This is a genomic window from Azorhizobium oxalatiphilum (assembly GCF_014635325.1).
In the GTDB taxonomy this organism is placed as follows: Bacteria; Pseudomonadota; Alphaproteobacteria; order Rhizobiales; family Xanthobacteraceae; genus Azorhizobium; species Azorhizobium oxalatiphilum.
Map to the genome: position 1 here is coordinate 687,236 of NZ_BMCT01000001.1, position 22,678 is coordinate 709,913.

Annotated in this window: 22 protein-coding genes; 13 read left to right on the plus strand and 9 right to left on the minus strand. The window is 67.1% G+C overall.

Annotated features, from left to right (window positions below; all coding sequences use genetic code 11):
• Positions 1-64 precede the first annotated feature (64 nt).
• The 3 genes from IEW24_RS03145 to IEW24_RS03155 are packed head-to-tail and all read right to left on the minus strand — an operon-like array spanning position 65 to position 1,507.
• Positions 65-265, minus strand: coding sequence for a hypothetical protein (locus IEW24_RS03145; RefSeq protein ID WP_188575325.1), 201 nt, complete (start codon positions 263-265; stop codon positions 65-67).
• 55 nt (positions 266-320) lie between these two features.
• Positions 321-1,178, minus strand: coding sequence for a tetratricopeptide repeat protein (locus IEW24_RS03150; RefSeq protein WP_188575327.1), 858 nt, complete (start codon positions 1,176-1,178; stop codon positions 321-323).
• A 17-nt stretch (positions 1,179-1,195) separates the two neighbouring features.
• Positions 1,196-1,507, minus strand: coding sequence for a hypothetical protein (locus IEW24_RS03155; RefSeq protein WP_188575329.1), 312 nt, complete (start codon positions 1,505-1,507; stop codon positions 1,196-1,198).
• A gap of 561 nt (positions 1,508-2,068) precedes the next feature.
• Here IEW24_RS03155 and accD point away from each other — a divergent pair.
• From accD to IEW24_RS03175, 4 genes are all read left to right on the plus strand, one after another.
• Positions 2,069-3,007 (plus strand): acetyl-CoA carboxylase, carboxyltransferase subunit beta, encoded by a 939-nt coding sequence (accD, locus tag IEW24_RS03160; protein ID WP_188575331.1) that lies wholly within the window; start codon positions 2,069-2,071, stop codon positions 3,005-3,007.
• 14 nt (positions 3,008-3,021) lie between these two features.
• On the plus strand, positions 3,022-4,347 hold the full coding sequence (locus IEW24_RS03165) for a bifunctional folylpolyglutamate synthase/dihydrofolate synthase (RefSeq protein ID WP_244644117.1): 1,326 nt from the start codon (positions 3,022-3,024) through the stop codon (positions 4,345-4,347).
• A 568-nt stretch (positions 4,348-4,915) separates the two neighbouring features.
• Positions 4,916-5,977: a class I SAM-dependent methyltransferase gene (locus IEW24_RS03170; protein WP_188575333.1), complete on the plus strand. Its 1,062-nt coding sequence runs from the start codon at positions 4,916-4,918 to the stop codon at positions 5,975-5,977.
• A gap of 321 nt (positions 5,978-6,298) precedes the next feature.
• A complete protein-coding gene (locus IEW24_RS03175; RefSeq protein WP_188575334.1) occupies positions 6,299-7,768 on the plus strand; it encodes a GGDEF domain-containing protein in 1,470 nt (489 codons plus the stop codon).
• A gap of 387 nt (positions 7,769-8,155) precedes the next feature.
• On the opposite strand, the gene IEW24_RS03180 is transcribed toward IEW24_RS03175, so the two are convergent.
• The gene (locus tag IEW24_RS03180) at positions 8,156-9,034 is read right to left on the minus strand and encodes a lipid kinase (RefSeq protein WP_188575336.1); all 879 of its coding nucleotides are present in this window, start codon (positions 9,032-9,034) and stop codon (positions 8,156-8,158) included.
• A 408-nt stretch (positions 9,035-9,442) separates the two neighbouring features.
• Between IEW24_RS03180 and IEW24_RS03185 the strand changes: the two genes are divergently transcribed.
• Together IEW24_RS03185 and IEW24_RS03190 are read left to right on the plus strand one after the other, a co-directional pair.
• Positions 9,443-11,740 (plus strand): FdhF/YdeP family oxidoreductase, encoded by a 2,298-nt coding sequence (locus IEW24_RS03185; RefSeq protein ID WP_188575338.1) that lies wholly within the window; start codon positions 9,443-9,445, stop codon positions 11,738-11,740.
• The gene (locus IEW24_RS03190; RefSeq protein ID WP_188575340.1) at positions 11,737-12,075 is read left to right on the plus strand and encodes a MarR family winged helix-turn-helix transcriptional regulator; all 339 of its coding nucleotides are present in this window, start codon (positions 11,737-11,739) and stop codon (positions 12,073-12,075) included. The genes IEW24_RS03185 and IEW24_RS03190 overlap by 4 nt, the downstream gene beginning before the upstream one ends.
• A 248-nt stretch (positions 12,076-12,323) precedes the next feature.
• Here the strand turns inward: IEW24_RS03190 and IEW24_RS03195 are convergent, their stop codons facing one another.
• Entirely contained in the window at positions 12,324-12,518 is a 195-nt protein-coding gene (locus IEW24_RS03195; protein ID WP_188575342.1) for a CsbD family protein, read from the minus strand.
• Between the two features lie 176 nt (positions 12,519-12,694).
• Between IEW24_RS03195 and IEW24_RS03200 the strand changes: the two genes are divergently transcribed.
• The gene (locus IEW24_RS03200) at positions 12,695-13,087 is read left to right on the plus strand and encodes an Imm50 family immunity protein (protein WP_188575344.1); all 393 of its coding nucleotides are present in this window, start codon (positions 12,695-12,697) and stop codon (positions 13,085-13,087) included.
• 204 nt (positions 13,088-13,291) lie between these two features.
• Positions 13,292-15,145 carry a dihydroxy-acid dehydratase gene (gene ilvD, locus IEW24_RS03205; protein ID WP_188575346.1) on the plus strand — a complete coding sequence of 618 codons (1,854 nt, stop codon included), beginning with the start codon at positions 13,292-13,294 and terminating at the stop codon, positions 15,143-15,145.
• A 322-nt stretch (positions 15,146-15,467) separates the two neighbouring features.
• Here ilvD and IEW24_RS03210 read toward each other — a convergent pair whose 3' ends face one another.
• A complete protein-coding gene (locus IEW24_RS03210) occupies positions 15,468-16,019 on the minus strand; it encodes a CVNH domain-containing protein (RefSeq protein WP_188575347.1) in 552 nt (183 codons plus the stop codon).
• Positions 16,020-16,285: 266 nt separating this feature from the next.
• On the opposite strand from IEW24_RS03210, the gene IEW24_RS03215 reads away from it, so the two are divergent.
• From IEW24_RS03215 to IEW24_RS03225, 3 genes are all read left to right on the plus strand, one after another.
• Positions 16,286-17,908 carry a cache domain-containing protein gene (locus IEW24_RS03215; protein ID WP_188575349.1) on the plus strand — a complete coding sequence of 541 codons (1,623 nt, stop codon included), beginning with the start codon at positions 16,286-16,288 and terminating at the stop codon, positions 17,906-17,908.
• Between the two features lie 83 nt (positions 17,909-17,991).
• Positions 17,992-18,570, plus strand: coding sequence for a hypothetical protein (locus tag IEW24_RS03220; protein WP_188575350.1), 579 nt, complete (start codon positions 17,992-17,994; stop codon positions 18,568-18,570).
• A gap of 173 nt (positions 18,571-18,743) precedes the next feature.
• On the plus strand, positions 18,744-19,166 hold the full coding sequence (locus IEW24_RS03225) for an MAPEG family protein (RefSeq protein ID WP_188575352.1): 423 nt from the start codon (positions 18,744-18,746) through the stop codon (positions 19,164-19,166).
• Positions 19,167-19,321: 155 nt separating this feature from the next.
• Here the strand turns inward: IEW24_RS03225 and IEW24_RS03230 are convergent, their stop codons facing one another.
• A complete protein-coding gene (locus tag IEW24_RS03230; protein ID WP_188575354.1) occupies positions 19,322-19,864 on the minus strand; it encodes a hypothetical protein in 543 nt (180 codons plus the stop codon).
• Positions 19,865-20,241: 377 nt separating this feature from the next.
• Positions 20,242-20,526, minus strand: a complete 285-nt coding sequence (locus tag IEW24_RS03235) for a hypothetical protein (protein ID WP_188575357.1) — start codon at positions 20,524-20,526, stop codon at positions 20,242-20,244.
• A 225-nt stretch (positions 20,527-20,751) separates the two neighbouring features.
• On the opposite strand from IEW24_RS03235, the gene arsC reads away from it, so the two are divergent.
• Positions 20,752-21,117, plus strand: coding sequence for an arsenate reductase (glutaredoxin) (gene arsC, locus IEW24_RS03240; protein WP_188575359.1), 366 nt, complete (start codon positions 20,752-20,754; stop codon positions 21,115-21,117).
• Entirely contained in the window at positions 21,117-22,319 is a 1,203-nt protein-coding gene (locus IEW24_RS03245) for an MFS transporter (protein WP_188575361.1), read from the plus strand. The genes arsC and IEW24_RS03245 overlap by 1 nt, the downstream gene beginning before the upstream one ends.
• Before the next feature lie 16 nt (positions 22,320-22,335).
• On the opposite strand, the gene IEW24_RS03250 is transcribed toward IEW24_RS03245, so the two are convergent.
• Positions 22,336-22,566: a hypothetical protein gene (locus IEW24_RS03250; RefSeq protein ID WP_188575363.1), complete on the minus strand. Its 231-nt coding sequence runs from the start codon at positions 22,564-22,566 to the stop codon at positions 22,336-22,338.
• Positions 22,567-22,678: the final 112 nt, after the last annotated feature.

Below are 22,678 nucleotides of genomic sequence, written 5' to 3' on the forward strand. Positions count from 1 at the left end.
GGATCCCCGGATCAAGTCCGGGGATGACGGTCTTCTGTAACGCGGCTGTCGTACACGGGAAGGCTCAGCCCCTCCGGGTGAATTTCGATGTGATCGCGTCACGCCGTTGCTGCGCCCCGACACCGTTGCGATCGAAATCGGCCAGGAGGCGGCGCGTGGCCGGTTCCGTCCGGATGCCCTCCACCGCGCTGATCTTCTCGAACCGGGCTCGGCCGAGAACAAAGGCGCCGGATTTCGGCGCTTCCGGTGGTGGCTTCTGTGTCATGGCGCGACTCTACACCCGTGGCGGCCGCCCTGAACAGGGATCTCAGGGGCCGCATTTACACCAGCACGCGCGGCCCATGCGGCAGGCGCGCGGACAGTTCCACCTGTCGGGCGCGATGCTCCGTCGGCGAAAAGCCGTTGCGCTCCCAGAAGGCGCTGGTCTCCGAGCCCATATATTCCCCGTAGGACTGCATGAGCGTGAGTGCCGGCACGATCTCGCCCCGCGCCTCATAGGCGGCGATGACCTTCAGCGCCACGCCATAGGCGGGGCTCTCCTTCTGGCCGCCGCTGGGCAAGGGCTCCAGCGCGCGGCGGTGGAGCCAGACAGGATCGTCGCGCAGGTCTTCCGGTGCGTGCTCCTGCTGGGCGAGCCACGCCTTCATGCGCGACACATGGGCCTCGCAGCCGAAGCTCGGCGGGCTGATGGTGGCGCGAACCGCCATGCGGCAGGCCGCATCCATGCCGCCGAGGCGCAGATATTGCGAGGCCAGCAAAGCCAGCGCGCTGGTGTATTCCGGCAGCACGGCGATGGCCGCCTCCAGACGATGGATGGCGTCCTCCACCCGCTGCGCCTTCAGCAGGCGCCGGGCCTCCTCATAGAGGGCGAGCGGGGAACGGGGATCGTCCGCCAGTGTCGGAAAGCCGGGGTGGTCGGCCTCGTCCAGATCGCGCGTGGCGGCGAGGAAGCTATCGATGCCGGAGAAGCCCGGCATCACCGAGCCGTCATCATGAAACGTCTCGGCCACGATGGGCGCGCCGCCTTCGCGGCCGATGGGCCAGTAGAGGCCGAACTGGTCGCCATTGCCCAGCTGCCAGTCCTGAAAGGACACGAAGCCGAAGGGCATGTACGCGACGTAGCGCTGGTCGCGGTCGAGGGCGAGATCGCCGGCGGCGGCCGGAAGGGCGAGGGGCATCTCAAGCGTCTCCCGTGTCAGGGGGGGGTGGACCAGTACACGCCGACCGTGTTCTGCACGGCGCTGCCGATGACGATGACCAGCATCACCGCGAGGGTGAGGTAGTTCATGCGCGAGGTGGCGTAGGTGCTGGTGGGCCGTCGCCCCGGCAGCAGGCGCCGCAGGCCGAAATAGAAGATGACGTGAAAGAACTGGTACAGAAATAACGGGCCGATGACGGTTCCGAGCGGATCTCCCCAATTGCCGTCGCCCAGCGCGGGGAGCATCCATTTCGCATTGAAGATCACGCTCACGATCGCGAGCAGCGTCATTGCGATCAGTTCGGTCATCTGGCCTCCGCTTGTGGATTCGGATGAGCGACCTTTAGCACAACAATGCATGAGGGCGAATGACGGGCGGGCAGATGTACTGTTTTTGTATTGAGGTACATCTGTAGTGGGGTGACGGCGCTGGGGGCGCCGCTATGGATAAGGATGGACACGCCCGAATTGGTCGCTCAGTCTGGTCTTGCGACCGGAGGTTGCCATGCGCGCGATGGATATGGACGCGGTCGGGAATGATCTCTCACGGCTGATCGAGGCCGCCCCGTGGTCCGGCTCGTGCCGCTGACTGCGGCGACCCCGTCCCGGCGTGTGCTTGGGCGTCTGGTGGGCAGAGTGCAGGTACCCGAAGACTTCGACGGGCCGCTGTCATCCGATGTGCTGGATGGTTTCGAGGGGCATTGATGCCCTTCCCGCATCCTCCTGAAGCACGCCGGTTGCTGCCAACCCGGCCCGATGGACCGCCCCGCCGCGCCCGCGATCAGCGGTAAAACCGCCCTCTGGGCGCCTTCGGCCTTCCGTTCGCCATCGATGGGCATTAAATGGTGCCCGAAAAGCTGGAGATGTCTGTTGAACTGGATTTCCAACGTCGTCCGACCGAAGATCCGCAACTTCCTCAACCGCCGGGAAGTGCCGGAAAACCTCTGGGTGAAGTGCCCCGAGACCGGGCAGATGGTGTTCCACAAGGATCTCGAGGCCAATCTGTATGTGATCCCCGGATCGGGGTACCACATGCGCATGGGGCCCGTGGATCGGCTCAAGGCCACTTTCGACGACGGCGCCTATGAAGAGGTGGCGCTGCCGGACGTGGCCATCGACCCGCTGAAATTCCGCGACGAGCGCAAATACATCGATCGCCTCAAGGACGCCCGGTCCAAGACCGGCGCGCAGGATGCGGTCAAGGTCGCCACCGGCCTGCTGGAAGGCCTGCCGGTCACGGTGGCCGTGCAGGACTTCGGCTTCATGGGCGGCTCGCTCGGCATGGCGGCGGGCGAGTCCATCGTCACCGGCCTGATGACGGCGGCGGCGAAGAAGACCCCCTTCATCATGTATGCCGCCTCCGGCGGCGCGCGCATGCAGGAGGGCATCCTCTCCCTCATGCAGATGCCGCGCACCACGGTGGCCATCCAGGAACTGCGTGAGGTCGGCCAGCCCTATATCGTGGTGCTGACCAACCCGACCACGGGCGGCGTCACCGCCTCCTACGCCATGCTGGGCGACATCCAGATCGCCGAGCCGGGCGCGCTGATCGGCTTCGCCGGCCCGCGCGTGATCGAGCAGACCATCCGCGAGAAGCTGCCGGACGGCTTCCAGCGCTCGGAATATCTGTTCGAGCACGGCATGATCGACATGGTGGTGCACCGCCACCAGATGCGCGAGACCCTCGCCCGCATCTGCCGCATCATGGTGAAGGCGCCGGCCGTGCCGCCCAAGGGTCGCCTGCCGCGCCCGAAGGCGCCGAAGCCCGCCGCGGCCGAGGCCATCATCACGCCGCCGCCCGCCGCCTGAGCGGGGGCGCGGCCGTGGGGGAGACCACCGGGGTGAGCCCGCTCGACGTCCTGCTGGAGCGCCTGTCGGCGCTCCATCCCAAGCGCATCGACCTGTCGCTGGGGCGCATGGAGCGCCTGCTGGCCGCTTTGGGGAATCCCGAAGCGCGCCTGCCGCCGGTGGTTCATATCGCCGGCACCAACGGCAAGGGCTCGACGCTGGCCTACATGCGCGCGGCGCTGGAGGCGGGGGGAAAGCGTGTCCACGCTTATACCTCGCCCCATCTGGTGCGCTTCAACGAGCGCATCCGGCTCGCCGGGCAGTTGGTGTCCGACGCTGCGCTGATGGATGCGCTGGAGCGCACTCTGCGCACCAATGACGACGCCGAGATCACCTTCTTCGAGGTGACGACGGCGGCCGCCTTCCTGCTGTTTTCCGAGCATCCCGCCGACGTGATGCTGCTGGAGGTGGGGCTGGGCGGCCGGCTCGACGCCACCAATGTGGTGGCTGCGCCCATCGCCAGCGTCATCACGCCCATCTCCATCGATCATGTGGAGTTTCTGGGCGAGACGGTGGAAGCCATTGCCGGCGAGAAGGCCGGCATCATCAAGCCGCATGTGCCGGTGATCGTGGGCGAGCAGCCCGATGCGGCGCTGGCCGTCATCGAGCGCGCCGCCGCCCGCAGGCGGGCGCCGCTCTATGCGCGCGGCCAGCACTGGCATGTGCAAGCGGAGGCCGGGCGGCTCGTCTATTCCGACGAGGACGGGCTGCTGGACCTGCCGCGCCCGCGCCTCATGGGTCCGCACCAGATCGACAATGCCGGCCTCGCGGTGGCAACCTTGCGCGCCGTGCCGGCCCTGCGTGTGCCGCAGGCGGCCATCGAGGCGGGCATCCGTGGCGCGGAATGGCCCGCCCGTCTCCAGCGCCTGCCCACCGGCGCGCTGGTGGAGCTTGCGCCCGCCGACGTGGAAGTGTGGCTCGACGGCGGCCACAATGCCTCCGGCGGCCGTGCGCTGGCCCATGCGCTGGCGGAACTGGAGGAGCGCTATTCGCGCCCGCTGGTGCTGATCTGCGGCATGCTCGCCAACAAGGACTGCGCGGGTTTTCTGGCCCCCTTCGGCGGGCTCGCGCGCGAGGTGGTCTGCGTGCCGGTTCCGGCCGAGCATGCCGGCATGGCGCCCGCGGATCTTGCCACGGTCGCCACCGCGCTCGGTTTCTCCGCCTCGGTCGCGACGGGCGTAGGGGCGGCGCTCTCCGCGCTCTCCACCTATCCGGTGACGCCGCCGCCGCGCGTGCTGATCTGCGGCTCGCTCTATCTGGCCGGCGCCGTGCTGGCCGAGAACGGCACCCTGCCGGTGTGAGGGGAGGGGCGGGTTTTTAGGCCGTGACCCCATGAACGCGCTGGATGATGGAAGGGTGGCACGCCACCGGCCAAGCCGTGGACTCATGAGTTCGGAGCCACAACCGCATCGATGCGAGCTGGACCATGGGCGTGGGCAGATATGGAAGCCCTAAGTGCCCTCCCGACCAGTGGCGGACATTGCCAATCCGTCGACGGCTTTGCCGGATTTGACCCGGAGGTGAAATTCGGGAAGTCCGGTTTTGGGTCATTCGCTCGTTTGGCTTGAACGACAAGGAGTGCTGGAAGCCGAAGGTCCGCCTTCCGCGGAGGAGCCAAGGTCCGAATATGGCGCGGGCTGGCGCTGTAAATGAATGAAGATGGTGAGTCAGTCTATAAAGTGTTCGTGGCGCTCACTTGACAGTATTTACTGTATTCGGTATTTTTGTAAGTAAGTTTGACGCGTTGGTGCTTTGCTGGAAGCAGTGCATGTGCTTCTCGGAAATGGCGTTTTGTGCACTGCGTCCTTCGCAAGCAGATTCCCATCTTAAATGATCGCCGTCTGGTGGTCTTGCTCAGGGGGGAGTGCGATGCAAATCAATGAAGACAAACTGCATGCGTTCGTCGGAAAGATGCTCGGCGATCTTGGCGGAGCATATAGCGTTCCAACGGTACGACTTGGATTGAGGCTCGGTCTCTTTAAGGCACTTCACGAGCATGGACCCGTCACTGCGGCCGATCTGGCGCATCTGGCTGGCGGGCTGGCCGAACGTTATGTGCGGGAGTGGGCACTCGCTCAGGCGGCGAACGGCTACATCGATTTCGAGAGTGCATCCGGAACATTCAGCCTGTCACCCGAGCAGGCCATGGTGTTCGTCTCGAAAGACAGTCCCTTCTACCTGGAGGGGGCGTTCGATCTGGTCGCAGCGATGATCGAAGGCGAGCCGAAGGTCGAGCACTCTTTCCGGACGGGAGCCGGCGTGCGCTGGGGAGATACCGCCGGCTGCCTGTTCTGCGCCACCGGAGCATTCTTCAGGCCGGGTTATGTCAACAATATCGTACAGAACTGGCTACCTGCCCTCGACGGTGTCGAGGACAAGTTGAAGGCAGGAGCAAAGGTGGCAGACGTAGGCTGTGGGGTCGGCTTCTCGACGCTTCTGATGGCCGATGCGTACCCTAATTCCCGCTTTGTCGGTTACGATTTCCATGAGCCGTCTATCGAAGAAGCAAAAGCTCATGCGAGGGCGCATGGGGTGAGCGGCCGGGTGGAATTTAATGCGACGACGGCCAAAGACATCGCGGAAGGCGATTTCGACCTCGTGACGAGCTTCGACTGTCTCCATGACATGGGCGATCCGCGCGGCTGCGCAGGCCACATGCGGCAAATCCTGAGAAGCGATGGAACGTGGATGGTCGTCGAGCCGATCGCGGGTGATCGGCCCGAAGAGAATATGAACCCCGTGGGCAGGCTCTACTACAACGCCTCGACAATGATTTGCGTGCCCACCTCGCTGGATCAGGAGGTGGGAGAAGGATTGGGGGCTCAGGCTGGAGAGGCCAAGCTGGCAGAGGTCATGCGCGCCGGTGGATTCTCACGCGTCAGACAAGCGACCGCTGGCCCATTCAACATGGTGTTGGAAGCGCGGGCATAGTCGCACCTCGAATGAGGACGAGGGACATGTCGTGGCGAAGCCTGATTTCGGCTCCGCGTGCCACAGCCTATGACGGCATGGCGTAGGTGATCCTAGAGCATGTCCGGCTTTGATTGCTTCGCAATCCAAGCCGAAAGACATTATCTATCAATGAGTTGGAGCGCTTATGCGTTTCCATGAAACACGGAAGCGCTCCAAGTTCCCGGAATGCGGCGTGTGGCCCGGTGCCGTCCCCCATCCACGGTCCGCTCTGGGCCTTTTTGCATTCCCCGCTATCATGCCCGTCTTGACCGTTTCACGCGGCTGAGGTGGGGGAGGGGGATGGTGGCTGCTGCTCCGGTTCCGAGGTCAGCCCGGCTGGTGGTCGTCGTCGCCTGTCTCGTCTCGGCGCTGTTCTCCGGCCTGATCGCGCTCAGCCTCTGGCAGGCCCGGCAGGATGCGTGGGCGCAGGCCAGCCGCGCCGCCGACAATCTGCTGCTGCTGGTCAATCGCGACATCCAGCGCCATCTCGACGTCTTCGGCGTGACGCTGAAGGGGCTGAGGCATTTCATGGAGATGGAGAACGTCTTCACGGATCGCGATCGCCTGCACCGGGTGCTGGCCATCGCGGCGGAAGGCACGCTCGATGTCTCCTCCATCTACGTGCTCGATCCGCAGGGCCAGATACTGGCGCAGTCGAACCACGACACGGCCAGCCCCGCCGTCTTCGGCGACCGCGAATACTTCATCGTCCATCGCGACCGGCCGGATGCCGGCCTGTTCGTGAGCCTGCCCTATCGCAGCCGGCTGGACCACGGGGTGCCCAGCCTCGTGATGAGCGCGCGCCTGTCGGACAAGAGCGGGGCCTTTGCCGGCGTCGTCGCCATCGCGGTCCGCCTGTCCTATCTCTCGGACCTGTTCCAGTCGCTGGATAAGAACGCCAGCGATGTGGTCTCCCTGATCCATCGCGACGGCGTCATGATGGTCCGTGTCCCCTCCCTGCGGAACGATGGCGACATGGGGGCCGATGTGTCCGGTGCGCCCACCTTCCGCGAGATGTCGCGGGCCGAGAGAGGGGTTTTTATCGGCAAATCCCTGCTCGATGGCGTGCCGCGCTACTATCATTTCGAGCACATCCCCGATTTTCCGCTGATCGTCACCGTGGGCCTCGGCATTTCGGACCTGTTCGCCGACTGGCGGCGGCGCGCGATCGTGGCCGGGGGCTCCACGGCGCTGCTATGTCTGGCGCTCATCACTGCCAGCCTGCTGCTGCGGCGGGAGATCATCGCGCGCGCCAAGGTGGATGCGGAGCTGAAACGCCTCTCCGACACGGATGGCCTCACGGGCATCGCCAACCGGCGGCGGTTCGATGAGCATCTGGATGCGGAGTGGCGGCGGGCGCAGCGCAGCGGGATGCCGCTCTCCCTGCTGATGATCGACGCCGACAAGTTCAAGCTGCTGAACGACCGCTTCGGCCATGCGCGCGGCGACGAGGTGCTGAAGATCATCGCCCGGACAGCGGCAGACAGCCTGCATCGCCCGGCGGATCTGGCGGCGCGTTATGGCGGCGAGGAATTCTCCACCATCCTGCCGGACACCGATCTGCCTGCGGCGCTGGCGCTGGCCGAGACCATCCGCGCGGCCATCGAGGTTCTGGCGCGGGAGCAGGAGGCGATGACGACGGTGAGCCTCGGGGTCGCCACCCTGCGGCCGGGGGCGGGGCAGGCGCCCGTGGAACTGATCACGGCTGCGGACGGCGCGCTCTACCGGGCGAAGGAAGAGGGGCGGAACCGGGTGTGTGCGGCGGGGTGAGGGTGAGATGAGTGGCGGCTCATTTGTTGTGCCTGGCCGGTCTCCCGGCGTTCAACCCGCGGCCGATGCAGCAATAGACCGTCATGCCCGGACTTGATCCCGAAGTCGGATGTTTCCGACTTCGGCTTTAGGGGGCGGAAGTCGGCAAAAGCCGACTTCCGGGCATCCACGTGGTTGTTCCGGGCGGGCGGCTGGGTGAGGGGCGAGCGGATGGTTCAGGTATGGGCTTTGCGCCGTCCTCTGTCGGCCCGACGTGGATGCCCGGGTCAAGCCCGGGCATGACGATTCAAAGGGGGGCGAGGGGGCGAGCAGAAGGGGGGCGAGGAGAGGAAGGCGGGGAACGACGAGAGACGATTGCCAATCAATGATCCGTCGCTCATTCAACCCTCACGGCGCATACACCTGCACCGCCTTCTCCAGTATGCGGAACGTCACCGGTGTCTGCGTCTTCAGTTCGCCGTCGAGATTGACGGGCCGGGTCTTGCGGGTGCGGATGGTCAGTTCCTTGGTGGAGAAGGCGCGCACCTCGTCCCAGTCGCCGTGCGTGCCCTTGCGCAGCGCCGGCAGGAGCCGCAGCAGGCGCCACCAGTGCGAGACCTCAAGGCTGTAGAAATCCAGCAGTCCGTCCATGGCGGTGGCGTCCTGATGCACGGTCATGCCGCCGCCGTAATAGCGCCCGTTGCCCACCGAGACCTGGAAGGTGCGGAAATCCTCCGTGGTGCCGTCATGATCCAGATGGGCGGTGAACAGGCGCGAGCCCATGAGCAGCCGCGCGGCCACGATGCCGTAGCCCAGCTTGCCGAAGCGCTTCTTGGCCTCCGCGCTCAGGCCCGCCGCCAGATCGGCGCTGAAGCCGATGCTCGCCACGTTGAAGAACGGAAACTCATTGGCGAGGCCGAGGTCCACGCCCGCCGTGCGGCCTTTCATGATCAGGGAGACCGCGCCGGCCAGATCGGCGGGGATCTTCATGGTGCGGGCGAAATCGTTCGCCGTGCCCAGCGGCAGCACGCCCAGCGGCAGGCCGGTGGATATGAGGCCGCGCGCCGCGCCGTTGAGGCTGCCGTCGCCGCCGCCCACGATCACGCAGTCCACCTGTGACGCATGGGCCTCGATCACCGCATCCAGCGTCTGGCCGTTGGTGGCGGGCTCCAGCAGCGTGAGGCCGGCGGCGCGCAGGAGGCCGCGTGCCTTGTCGCCTTCCAGCCGGCCCCGGCGGGCGTTGGGATTGATGAGCAGGAGGGCGCGGGTGCCCGGGGCGATGGTCATGTGTCGGGCGGTCCCTTTGTCTGCGCGGCGGCCCCGGTCCGGCCATGTGACCTTGGGGCATGCGAACATGGGGAGCGCAGGTGCCGCTGTCCATGGCTTTCGCTGCATCGCAACCATGCAGACGCCGGGCGGTTCCGTATCCATTGGGGTTGCTGGGCTGATGGCGCTCGCGGGCGGCGGGTGGTCCGGACGCGTCTCGCTGCGTCAAAATGGCTGAAGTCAGCTATGTATCGATAGAAATTTTCTATTAACGCGACCTAGGGGAATAAGGGCGTGTCAGCGCTTGCGTCACATCATTGCAATTCCAATTTTCGTGATGTGGAACGTTTTTATATTGAAAAACGGGCGTTTCATTCATACGCCTAGGGACAAGTCGCCGCAGGCGGCATTCCGAACCGATGATCGAATATGTCTATCAATCATTCGTCCCCGTCTAAGAAGTCGCATGCCGCTGGTGGCTGGGGCGCTCTTCGCAGTTGCGGCAAGCATCTTCTGGCCTCGGGTGCCGCCATCACGGGGGCCAAAACCCTGCTGAAGGCCAACCAGCCGGACGGTTTCGACTGCCCCGGCTGCGCTTGGGGCGATCCTGAGCACGGCTCCTCGTTCGAATTCTGCGAGAACGGCGTGAAGGCCGTGGCCTGGGAGGCCACGGACCGGCGGGCGACCCCGGACATCTTCGCCACCCATACGGTGAGCGAACTGCGCGGCTGGAGCGATTACGCGCTGGAGAATCTCGGCCGCCTCACCGAGCCCATGGTCTATGACCGGGCGACCGACCGCTATGTGCCGGTGGCGTGGGAAGCGGCGTTCGCCGGCATCGCCGCCGAATTGAACGCGCTCAACGATCCCAATGAGGCGGAGTTCTACACCTCCGGCCGGGCATCCAATGAGGCCGCCTTCCTCTACCAGCTGTTCGTGCGCATGTTCGGCACCAACAATTTCCCCGACTGCTCGAACATGTGCCACGAGGCCAGCGGCGTCGGGCTCATGCAGTCCGTGGGCGTGGGCAAGGGCACGGTGCTGCTGGAGGATTTCGAGCACGCGGACGCCATCTTCGTCATCGGCCAGAATCCCGGCACCAATCATCCGCGCATGCTGGGCGACCTGCGCCGGGCGGCGCAGCGCGGCGCACGGGTGGTGGTGCTGAACCCGGTGCGCGAGCGCGGGCTGGAGCGCTTCGCCGATCCGCAGGACAAGGTGGAGATGCTGCGCGGCGGCTCATCATCGGTGGCCAGCCACTATGTGCAGCCCAAGCTCGGCGGCGACATGGCGGTGATCCGCGGCATCGCCAAGCTGATCTTCGCCCGTGATGCGGCGGAGATCGCGGCGGGGCGGGACAGCCTGCTGGATCTCGATTTCATCGCCACCCATACCAACGGCCTTGGGGACTGGCGGACGGAGGTGGAGGCCACCTCCTGGGCGCAGATCGAGGATCAGTCGGGCCTGCCGCGCGCCGAGATCGAGATGCTGGCGGACGTCTATCTGGGCGCTGACAAGGTGATCGCCACCTGGGCCATGGGCGTCACCCAGCACAAGCATTCGGTGGCGACCGTGCGCGAGATCGCCAACCTGCTGCTGCTGCGCGGCCATGTGGGCCGTGAGGGCGCGGGCCTGTGCCCGGTGCGCGGCCATTCCAACGTGCAGGGCGACCGCACCATGGGCATCAATGAGAATGCCCCGGAATGGTTCATCGCCGCTCTTGAGCGGGAGTTCGATCTCACGCTGCCGCGCGCGCCGGGGCATAATGTGCTGCACGCCATCAACGCCATGGTGGAGGGCAAGTCGAAAGCCTTCATCGGCCTCGGCGGCAATTTCGTGCGGGCGACGCCGGACACGGATCTGGTGGATGCGGCCATGTCGCGCTGCCGGCTCACCGTGCAGATCGCCACCAAGCCGAACCACAGCCATCTGGCGCCGGGCGAGGTGGCCTATCTGCTGCCGTGCCTCGGCCGTACCGAGATCGACCGCAATTCCCGTCGCCGGCCGCAGATCGTGACCGTGGAAGACTCAATGAGCATGGTGCACGGCTCCGGCGGCATCAATCGCCCGGCCTCGCCGCATCTGCGCTCGGAAGTGCAGATCATCGCCGGGATTGCTGCCGCCACCGTTGGCTCCGCCAAGGTGGACTGGGCGGCCATGGCGGATGATTACGACCTGGTGCGGGATCGCATCGAGCGGGTGATCCCCGGCTTCGAGGATTTCAACGTGCGGGTGCGCAAGCCGCGCGGCTTCCGCCTGCGCAATGCCGCCGCCGAGCGGGAGTGGAACACGGCGTCCGGCCGGGCGGAATTTTCCGCCGCGCCGCTGCCGGCCGAGGTGGAGCACCAGCAGGCGCGGCATACGCCGGGCACCTATGTGCTCCAGACCTTCCGCAGCCACGACCAGTACAACACCACCATCTATGGCCACGATGACCGCTATCGCGGCGTCTATGGCGAGCGGCGCGTGGTGTTCATGAACCCGGCCGACATCGCCGACCTCGGCCTTGCCGCCAATGCGCATGTGGATGTGGTGGGCGATGACGCCGATGGCCGCGCCCGCAGCGCGGAGGATTTTCGGCTGGTGGCCTATGACATCCCGCGCGGCTGCGTGGCGGGCTATTATCCGGAGCTGAACGCCGTGGTGCCCTTCAGCAAGGCCGGTGATCTCAGCGACACCCCGCTGTCCAAATCGGTGGTGGTGACGTTCCGGGCGAGGGCGGCATGAGTACGCCTGAGCCGGGCGGTGAGCCCGATCCCGGTGCCTTTCTGGCCGAGACCTTTCTGGCCGAGGTGGACTGGATCCTCGCCCGCACGCCGGACCTGACCCCGCTGGATGCCGGCGTGCTGGCGGCGCTGCACCGGGGGCTTGCCTCCGACACCCGCAGTTTCGCGAAACTGTTCGGTGTGGCGCATGCGCTGGTGCTGCGCACCGTGGCCGATCTCGCTGATGGCCTCGGCCTCGTGACGCTGGAAGCCCGCGATCTGCGCACCCAGCGCACGCGGCTGGCCCTGACGGAGGCCGGGCGGCAGTTGGTGCCGGAGGCGCTCGGGTCACATTAAGTTGAGCGGCTGCTTGGTAGCATCTGTCGCGCGGTGCCCCCTCCCAACCCTCCCCCGCAAGCGGGAGAGGGCTTTGCGGTGTGCAGGTGGCGGGCGCGTGCCCTTCTTTCTCCCGCGCGGCAGGCTCCCTCTCCCGCTTGCGGGGGAGGGCGAAAAGCGACGGCAGTGCCGGGTCGGCGACCGCACAAAAAAAAGAGCCGCCCTCCGGAAAGGGCAGCTCCTTCATTTCATCGAGGCGCGGGCGCCGGTCACATCTGTTTGTTGACCGTGTCCTTCACCGCCTTCTTGGCGTCGCCCATCATCTGCTGGCCTTCGCCCTTGATTTCCTGAACCTTGCCTTCGGCGCGCATACGGTCATTGCCCGTCGCCTTGCCGATGCCCTGCTTGGCCTTGCCAACGGCCTCATTGGCCATGCCGGAAACCTTGTCGCTGGTGCTACCCATGGGGATCACTCCTCGTGTGTGGTGGAACCTGCCCAAACAACACCCGGCAATGAGAGTGGTTCCGTGCTGCCGCAGCGGCAAAGCCTGCGCCACGGGAAAACCTTGGTCCTGACGTAGGGTGCGAAATCGGAAGCTGTCATCGTCCGGCAAGGCGAGGCGGACGGGGAGGTGCGCGCATGAGCGATCTGGTTCTGGAGGACATTCCCGGCCGCGCAGAGGTGGTGGCGTGGTTCGGCCGCATGCCGGGCTTCCACGATGCCGAACTCATGGAGCTGACGCTCGTGCCCAAGGGCGAGAGCCGCCTCAGCCTGCACGCCTGGAACCTCACGGACAGGACCGACCCGAAAGGCTATTTTATCAGTGAGCGGCACGCAGTGGTGACGCTCACGCTGAGCCGGGTGTCGCGTATCGAGCTTGCTGACTTCCACATGTTTCCGGCCATCGTTTCAAAGCTCGATATCGCGCGGTGCGAGGCGGGCGTACGGGTGTGGTGGGAGACGAGCTACGGGGTGGAAGGCGTGCTGGAGGCGGAACGCCTCGCGCTGGATCTCACCCCCGGCCGGCCGTGACGCCATCCGCGCGCAGGGTGGGGGCACGGCAGGACCTGCTACGGCAAGACCTGCCACGGCGGGACATGCCACGGCAGGACACATGCGCGGGAGGCGCATGCCTAGGGATGGAAAAAGGGTTCCGTCCAGCCTGAATTCGCTCTAAGAGGGTGGTTACAAAATTGCGCAAAGCGCCCCCAACAGGACATAAAAGGTAAAGAGGACATGCCTGTCTATCGTTCCCGCACCAGCACCCACGGCCGCAACATGGCCGGAGCCCGTGGCCTTTGGCGCGCCACCGGCATGAAGGACGGGGACTTCGGCAAGCCGATCATCGCCATCGTGAACTCCTTCACCCAGTTCGTGCCCGGCCACGTGCATCTGAAGGATCTCGGCCAGCTGGTCGCGCGCGAGGTGGAGAAGGCCGGCGGCGTCGCCAAGGAATTCAACACCATCGCGGTGGATGACGGCATCGCCATGGGCCATGACGGCATGCTCTATTCGCTGCCCTCGCGCGAGATCATCGCCGACAGCGTGGAATACATGGTCAATGCGCACTGCGCCGACGCCATGGTCTGCATCTCCAATTGCGACAAGATCACCCCCGGCATGCTGATGGCCGCCATGCGCCTCAACATCCCGGCGGTCTTCGTCTCCGGCGGCCCCATGGAGGCCGGCAAGGTCATCCTCTCCACCGGCGAGAAGAAGGTCGATCTCATCGACGCCATGATCGCCGCCGCCGACGAGAAGGTGTCGGACGAGGACGTGAAGGTGATGGAGCGCTCCGCGTGCCCCACCTGCGGCTCCTGCTCGGGCATGTTCACCGCCAATTCCATGAACTGCCTCACCGAGGCGCTGGGCCTCTCGCTGCCCGGCAACGGCTCGGTGCTGGCCACCCATTCGGACCGCGAGCGCCTGTTCGTGGAGGCCGGCCATCTCGTGGTGGATCTCGCCCGCCGCTATTACGAGCAGGACGACGCCAGCGTGCTGCCGCGCGCCATCGCCACCTTCAAGGCGTTCGAGAACGCCATGACGCTGGACATCTCCATGGGCGGCTCCACCAACACGGTGCTGCATCTGCTGGCTGCCGCCAACGAGGGCGAAGTGCCCTTCACCATGGCGGACATCGACCGGCTGTCGCGCAACGTGCCGGTGCTCTGCAAGGTGGCCCCGGCGGTTGCCAACATCCACATGGAGGACGTCCACCGCGCCGGCGGCATCATGAGCATCCTCGGCGAGCTGGACCGTGCCGGCCTGATCCATACCGATCTGCCCATGGTCCATTCGCCCTCGCTGAAGGACGCGCTGGAGCGCTGGGACGTGACCGTCACCAAGAGCGAGAGCGTCGCCAGCTTCTTCCGCGCCGCGCCGGGCGGCGTGCCGACGCAGACCGCCTTCAGCCAGTCCCGCCGCTGGGACGAACTGGACACCGACCGCGCCACCGGCGTGATCCGTGATTTCGAGCATGCCTATTCCAAGGACGGTGGCCTCGCGGTGCTCTATGGCAACATCGCCGAAGAGGGCTGCATCGTGAAGACGGCGGGCGTGGACGCCTCGATCCTGAAGTTCACGGGGCCGGCGCGCATCTTCGAGAGCCAGGACGAGGCGGTGGAGGCGATCCTCGCCACCCAGCGCATCGTGCCCGGCGACATCGTGCTCATCCGCTATGAGGGGCCGCGCGGCGGGCCGGGCATGCAGGAGATGCTGTACCCGACCTCCTACCTCAAGTCGAAGGGCCTGGGTAAGGCCTGCGCTCTGGTCACGGACGGGCGCTTCTCGGGCGGCTCCTCGGGCCTGTCCATCGGCCATTGCTCGCCGGAAGCGGCCGAGGGCGGCGCGATCGGTCTGGTTGAGGAAGGCGACACCATCGAGATCGACATCCCCAACCGCCGCATCCACCTTGCCATCTCCGAGGAAGAGATGGCCCATCGCCGGGCCGCCATGGAGGCCAAGGGCGATGCGGCGTGGAAGCCGAAGAGCCGCAAGCGCGTGGTCTCGCAGGCCTTGCAGGCCTATGCGGCCCTCACCACCTCCGCCGCCCGCGGCGCGGTGCGCGACGTGAAGTCCCTGCGCCGCTGAGCGCCAGGGACGGCGGTTTGGCTTCAGCGCTTAACCAAAGAGGTCGTCATGCCCGGGCTTGACCCGGGCATCCACGTCGGGCCGACCTTGGGCGGCCCGAAAGCCAAGAGGGCGTCGACCGTTTTCCCAGACATCCCAACGCCTTCTAGCGGTGGGACGTGGATGGCCGGATCAAGTCCGGCCATGACGATGCTTTGCTGCATCGAGGCTCGGTTGATTGTCGGAAGACTGTCAGAAACGAAAATGGCCCCCGGAGAGGGGGCCATTCGGAAGCCTGAAAGACCGGCCGGAGATGCGTCTCCGGCCGGTTTTCTTTTGGGCCTCAGCCGCAGACGAGGCGGCCGTTGTTGTTGCCGAAGGCGCGGCACTGATCCAGCGGGGCCTGCGTCTCGCGCCAGTTGCCGCGCACGTCGGCGCAGCTTGCCTGCAGCCAGCCACGGTTCACGCGCACATTCTGGCAGCTCTGGAGATACGAGCCGGGCGGGAAGCGGCCATAGCCACCACCGGGCGGCGGGGGCGGCGGCGGGGGATTGTAGCCACCCTGATTCCAGCCACCGCCGCCACCACCCCAGCCGGGACCACCCGGAGGCGGGCCGCCGCGGCCACGGCCGCCGGTGCACATCAACTGGCCGTTGATGTTGGCGATGTCGCCGCCGCAGAGCTGGTAGTTGGGCAGCTTCACCACCGCCAGCATGCCCTGATTGTTCGGGCACATGGCCAGCAGGTCGCGGCCCTGGAAGATGTTGGCATTGCGGCAGGTGCGCAGATAGCTGCCGTCCGGCACCTGCGGCTTGGCTTCGGCCGCCCCGGACAGGAGAGCCGCGGCGGACAGCGCCACACCCGCCGCAAGGCCCAGAATGAATTTTACTCGCATGCACGCCCCTCCAAGACAGGGATGTCCTGAAACCGGCCGGCCTCGAACGGGCCGGCTGTGGCAGGGGGCGGGTGCCCGCCTGCGAATCGAAGCATATATCGGGTTTCGTGGCGTCATGTGGTCCGCGGATGTGGCGAACCCGTGGAATTTGCAACTGTCCCCCGGTTGGAAGCGTGCGCGCTGCCGCACCCGGCCACCCCATGAGCCGCATGGCCGTCGTCGGGCCTATGGTCTATCCTTTCTGTGCGACGGTGCTAGGGTGAGGCATGGCGCGTTTTCTGCGAGGACCGGGACAGAACGGAGCCGGCGGCGCGCTGCCGCAGCGGCCGCGTGGCTGGCGGCTGGCCGTTCTGGCGCTCGCCGGGGCGGCCCTGCTGATCGTTACACTGCTGCTGGTGCTGGCCGATCGCGCGGCGGAAATGGCCGCCGCCCGCGCGCGGGTGGTGCGCAGCCTTGCGGCCGTCACCGAGACGCTGGCCGCCACCCGGCGCAACTTCGATCTCGTCCTGGAGCGCGTCGGGCTGGAGCTGGAGGTGCGCAGCCTCGCGGATGTGCGCGACGACCGCGCCGTGCATCAGCTCATGGTGGAAATGAAGAACCGCCTGCCCAATGCGGAGAGCGTGTTCGTGGTGGATGCGGACGGGCGCACGGTCACGTCCAGCCGGGCCTATCCCATGCCGCCCTATGACGTGCGCGAGCGGGATTATTTCCGCGTCGCCCGTGCCGGTGAGACCGGCTCCTATGTGAGCTTGCCCTTCCGGGGGCAGATGTCGCGCACCACCAGCTTCGTGGTCAGCCGTCCGGTGCTGCACGAGGGGCGGCTGGCGGGGCTGGTTGCCATCACCGTGTTTCCGGTGGCGCTCACCTCCTCCTATCAGGCCATGCTGGGCGATGCGGACATGGTGCTGGCGCGCCGGGACGGGGCGGTGCTGATCCGCACCGATGGCGCCCGCGCCGTGGAGCGCCTGCCCGAGCAGGGCGAGGTCATGCGGCTGGCGGACGAGGCCGGTGGCGGCGTGATCCACGGGGCCTCCTTCATCGACGGAGGCCGGGCGCTGCAGGGCGTGCATGTTCTGCCCGAGGGCGATCTGGTGGTGGCGGTGGCCATTCCCGACGACGAGATCCTCGCCGGCTGGAAGCGCCGTGCGCTGATCGCCGGGGGCGGGGCGCTGCTGGCCTTTCTCGGGATTGCCGCCGTGCTGTTTTCCCGCGCCACCGCGCGGCCCGCCGAGGGCGCGCGCCGGCACGGCGCCAGCCCTGCGCGACCGCCCGGCGGCGCGGGGGAGGCGGATGCGGTGGTGCCGGGCGGCATCGTGCGGGACGCGCTGCCGGTGCTCGGCGTACTGGCGGCCAATCTGCGCGCGGCCGGGAAGAGCGGGGATACGGCCGCCGGGGCGCGGCTCGATGACCTGACCGGCCTGCTGGGGGACGCGCCGGAACGGCCCGCCCTCATCGACCCGGCCGAGATGCTGGTCGAGGCACGCGCGCTGCTGGCGGGAGGCGGCGCGGTGGACCTCGCTTTGGCGCCGCCCGTCGGCGACGTGCGGCTTCTGGTGGATGGCGGCCGGCTGGTGCTGGCGGTTCTGGATGTGGCCACGGGCCTTGCCGCCTTGGCGCCGGCCGGGCGGGGGCTCACCGCCGCTCTGGCGCTGCGGGATCTGGAAGGCGCGCGGGTACACGATCTGCCGGCGGGCACCTATGTGCGTGTGCGGCTCGAAGTGGCCGGGGTGGAGGCCCACGACACCGGCGCGCCCGCCGGCCGCTTCGCGCTCGCCTCCGCCTGGGCGGCGGGGGGGGGGGGCGCCTGCATGCCGCCCATGCCCGATGGCCCGCTGCGCGCGGAGCTGTGGCTTCCGCACACCGCCCCGCCGCCGCTTCCGCGGACCTGACCCCGCTGCTGAATCCTTTCGCGTCGGCTGTGGAAACACAGTATGACAGGGCACCTTTAGGGGGCCTCTACAGGGGAACGGGTATGCGGACAGCGTGGAAGTTGTGGCTTGGCGCTTTGCTCGTGGCGGGTGTCGGTGGGGCAGCCAGCCTGCCGGCGGCTGGAGCCGTGGAGAGCAAACCCACCTGCCAGTCCAACGACGATTATCTCGTCATCCATCGCGAGAGCGCGCTCGGTCCGGGCAGCGACATCCTGATCCGCCGCAAGGCGCCGGGCGCGGACATCGCCTGCGTCTACAGGAAGGCGCCGGGTGATCAGGAGATCAAGGGTGCGCAGGACGCCGATTACGTGCTCGGCCTCGCCGGCCGCTTCCTGGTGATGGATCGCGGCACCGGCCCCAGCCGCAAGCTGGTGCTGTGGGACATTCCCGCCAACAAGGCCGCGCTGGCGCTGGACTATGACGACAGCGTGCCGGTGAAGGTGGAGCCGACCGTCATCACCTTCTCGGAGATCACGGGACCGGCCACGGCCAAGACCTGCGCGCGCTGGAAGGATGTGACGAAGGACGGCCTGACCGCCGTGCTGGCGGTGAACACGCGCATTACCGTGCCCGCGCTCACCCGCAGCCACACCGGCGCCACCCGCTGCATCGCGCAGCAATAGGGGCGGGCAGGAGTCCAGCGGGACCTGACGGCGGCAGGTCAACATCCCCGGACCTGAGGGGGGCCGGGGATGGCCGCGCCATGCGGCGTCGCTTCCGGACAGGCGCCGCACACATGGGGGTGGCATTTGGGGCGCCATCTGGGGCGGCACGTGGAACGACATTCGGGGCGATAATGTCGAAGGCGGATATTCTCTGGCCGATGGGCGCGATGGCGCTGCTCACCTTCTGCGTGCTCGGCCTGATCCCCATTCGACGGATCGGCGCGGCATTGCGACGGGAGATCACGCCCGAGGACTTTCGCTATGGCGAGTCCGCGCGCGTGAGCGGGTACGTGTCCATCCCCAATCGGGCGATGATGAACCTGCTTGAGCTGCCGGTGCTGTTCTATGTCATCTGCCTGATGTCATATGTGACCGGCAGCGTCGGCAGCGTCATGCTGTACGCGGCATGGCTTTATGTGGCCCTGCGCATCCTGCACACCGCCATCTACCTGACCTGGAACAACGTGTTGCACCGGCTGATTGCCTTCGCTGCAAGCAACGTCGTTCTGATCGCCATGTGGGTGCTCTTCTTTGTGGGCCTCGGCAGTGTCTGAGCCATCACACCCGCTGGATTATGGGGCTGTGACCCGGCCGGGGCTAGAGCGTTTCATTGTTTCATGGAAACACTGAAACACTCCAACTTATTGATAGAGAATGTTTTTCGGCTTGGATTGCGGAGCAGTCAAAGCCGAACATGCTCTAGCCGCTCTCAGCGCTCGGTGAAGAAAGTCATCAGCACCTTGCCGCCCTCGCCGGTCAGGCACAGGAAGCGGTGGATGTTGTCGGTCTGGTCGCGCTGGATATAGGCCTCGCCCATCATCACGCCCACCACCTTGGTGTTGCCCACCATGGTGTCCGCCTTGGCGACGGTGAGGCCGTCCATGTCGATGAAGATGTCCTCCACCGAGGGCGACTTCTGCCGGATCAGCACCAGCGCCTTCTGCTTGCAGGCCAGCACCAGCGTGGTGTCGTTCACCACATCATCGTCGGGCAACTGGGCGGCGGGCTTTTCCGCAGCATCCTTGTTCGCCCCCTGAGGCGTGGCCGTGGTGCCGGGCGTGGCGGCGGGCCGGGGGGAGCCGCCGGGGGCAGGCGCGGGCACGGGCTTGGTGGCGGCCGGCGGCGTGCCGGGCACGGTGGCCTCGGGCGCGGTCGGGTTCTGCGGCTGCGCCAGCGCGGTGCCGGAGAGCAGCGCAAGGCCGAGCGCGGCGGCGCACGTGACGCGGGACAGGCGGGTTAAGGTCTCGGGCATCAGCAACCTCCTCCGGTGTCCGATCCTCAAAGCCATGCTCGGGATCGGGGGAGGGGGCAGAGAGCCGGCCCTCCCGTCACATAGGGCTCAGCTCAAGAACGCCGCAGGGACGGATTGGTGCCACCCGCATCCGGCCGATACCCCCCGGCGCGTGTCCGCAGCGCCCGTTCCCATGCGGGCGGTAGGGGGATAGATGCCGCACGGCGCAAGGACCGGCGCGCCGTTAAGCTTTCGCTAACCATGTGGGAGGAAAGGCCGATTTCAGAGGCCGCGCGAAATCCATCGCCGCGCCTGCCCCCACCCCGCTAGGCGGGAGCGGGGGCGCGTTGCGCGGGCCGGGAGCGGGCGTTCTGCCAGCGAGGCCGGGGCGGGGAGGCTCAGGCCTTGCCGTTCCCCTCGTCTTCGTCCTCGCCTTCGTCCTCGTCCTCGAAATCCTCATCGTCATCGTCGGAAACGGCGATCAGCTTGTCGAGGGCGGCCATGATCTCGTCGCCGATGGCCTCCACCTCTTCCGCCGTCAGCGCCGGATCGCACGGCAGCACGAAGCGTTCCTCGCCCTCGTCCGTATTGAGATCGAGCACCAGGGCGCTCGGCATGTCGTCGGGGTGGAAGAAGTTCATGCGCAGACCCGTGAGGATGCGCGTCTTGATCTCGTCGGACATGGGTCGCTCCATTTGCCGGCACGCCAATGGCGGGCCCTTTAACAGTCGGGCGCTGCTGTAGCAGGTTCCGTCCGTCCTGGCTTCCCGGCCTGTTCACAAATGCAGGGCCTGCCTCCCGACACATGCGTCCGTGTCTGTGGTGGCTCGCCGGACTGCGTGTTAGCTGGCCGGCAGGGTATCAGGACATGGGGCGCGCATGATGGGGCGCGCATGATGGGGCCGAGCATGGACGTCGTGATCTACCACAATCCCGCCTGCGGCACCTCGCGCAACGTGCTGGCCATGATCCGCGACGCCGGCATCGCGCCGCGCGTGGTGGAATATCTGAAGACCCCGCTCACCCGCGATGAACTCGCCGCCCTCATCGCCCGCATGGGCGTTCCCGTGCGCGCGGTGCTGCGCGAGAAGGGCACGCCCTATGCGGAACTCGGCCTCGGCGATCCCGCGCTCGGCGACGATGCGCTGCTGGACGCCATGGCCGCCCATCCCATCCTCATGAACCGGCCCATCGTGGTGACGCCGCGCGGCGCCCGCCTGTGCCGCCCGAAGGAAACGGTGCTCGATCTGCTGCCCGAGGGATCCGCCGCCTGATGCACACCGCCGCCCCGCGCCTGCCCTCGACGTGGCGGGTGGTGCCGGCTCTGGGCGTGATGGAAATCTTCGCCTGGGGCACCTCCTATTATCTGCCGGCGGTGCTGGCCGAGCCCATCCGCGCCGATACCGGCTGGCCGCTGCCCTGGATCGTGGGCGCCCTGTCGCTGGGCATGCTGGTGGCCGGGATCGCCGCCCCGCGCATCGGCCTCATGATCGGCAGGGGCAACGGGCGCGCCATGCTGGCCGCCGGCTGCGGGCTGATGGCGCTGGGGCTCGCGCTCATCGGTGCGGCCGGCTGGCTGCCGATGTTCGTCATCGGCTGGCTGGTGATCGGCCTCGGCATGGGCGCCTGCCTCTATGACGCCGCCTTCGCCGCCTTGACCCACATCTATGGCGCCTCGGCGCGGCCCATCATCACCCGCCTGACGCTGTGGGGCGGTTTCGCCAGCCCCATCTGCTGGCCGATCTCGGCCTTTCTGGAGGCGCTTCTGGGGTGGCGGGGCACGTGCTTCACCTATGCCGGCGTCATGCTGCTGCTGTGCCTGCCGCTGGTGCTGTTCGCCTTGCCGCCCGGCGCGCGCAGGCCGGAGCCGACGCTCGCCGGTGCCGCGGCCGAGCGGGTGGCGGTGGCGGGACGGGAGCGGGCGACCTTCCTGCTCTACGCCGTCATCATGACCATCGGCGGCGCCACCGCCTCCACCATGTCGGTGCATCTGCTCACGCTGCTGCAGGCGCGCGGCTTCAGCCTCGCGGAGGCGGTGACGGTGGCGGCGGTGGTCGGCCCCGCGCAGGTGGCCTCGCGGCTCATCGAAATGGCCGGGCGCGGACGGCATGACGCGTTGTGGACGCTGGGCGCGGCGGTGGCGATGATGGCGGCGGGGCTGGCGCTGCTGATCGCCGGCTGGCTATGGGCCGGGGTGCCGCTGGCGCTCTACGGGGCGGGGACGGGGGTCTATTCCATCGCGCGGGGCACGGTGCCGCTGCGCCTGTTCGGGCCGGCGCGCTATGCGCAGATCATCGGCCGGGTGGCGCGGCCGAACCTCGTGGCGCAGGCGCTGGCACCCTCGCTCGCCGCCTTCGCGGTGGCGCGGCAGGGGCCGGACATGATGCTCGACATGCTGCTCGGCATCACCTGCCTGAACGTGCTGGTATTCGCGGTGCTGGTGCGGGTGGTGGGGCGGGAGCGCCCGGCCGCCTGAGCTTTCGGAAGGGCGCTCAGTCGTCGTCCGGCATCTCGGTGTCGCCGGAGCGCAGGGCGCGCACGAAGCTGCCGTGCTGTTGCACGATGCGGCCATCGCTATAGAGCGTGACGCTGCGCACGTTGCCGGCCTTCACCAGCGCGAGGCCCTTCTCCCAGCCGCTCTGCAGATCCCGAACCTCCAGCGACTGCATCCAGGAGTCAGACGTCTGGAACCAGGACAGGTAGATCCCCTCGTTTCCAATCATGGCGGTGCCCAGAGTCGAAGTTACCGCCGAAGGGTGCCCGATCCGCCAAGGCTGTCAAGGGTAGTCCAAGTATTTGGTTGACGGCCCGCCAGTAGAGCGGCCGGCAATGCGC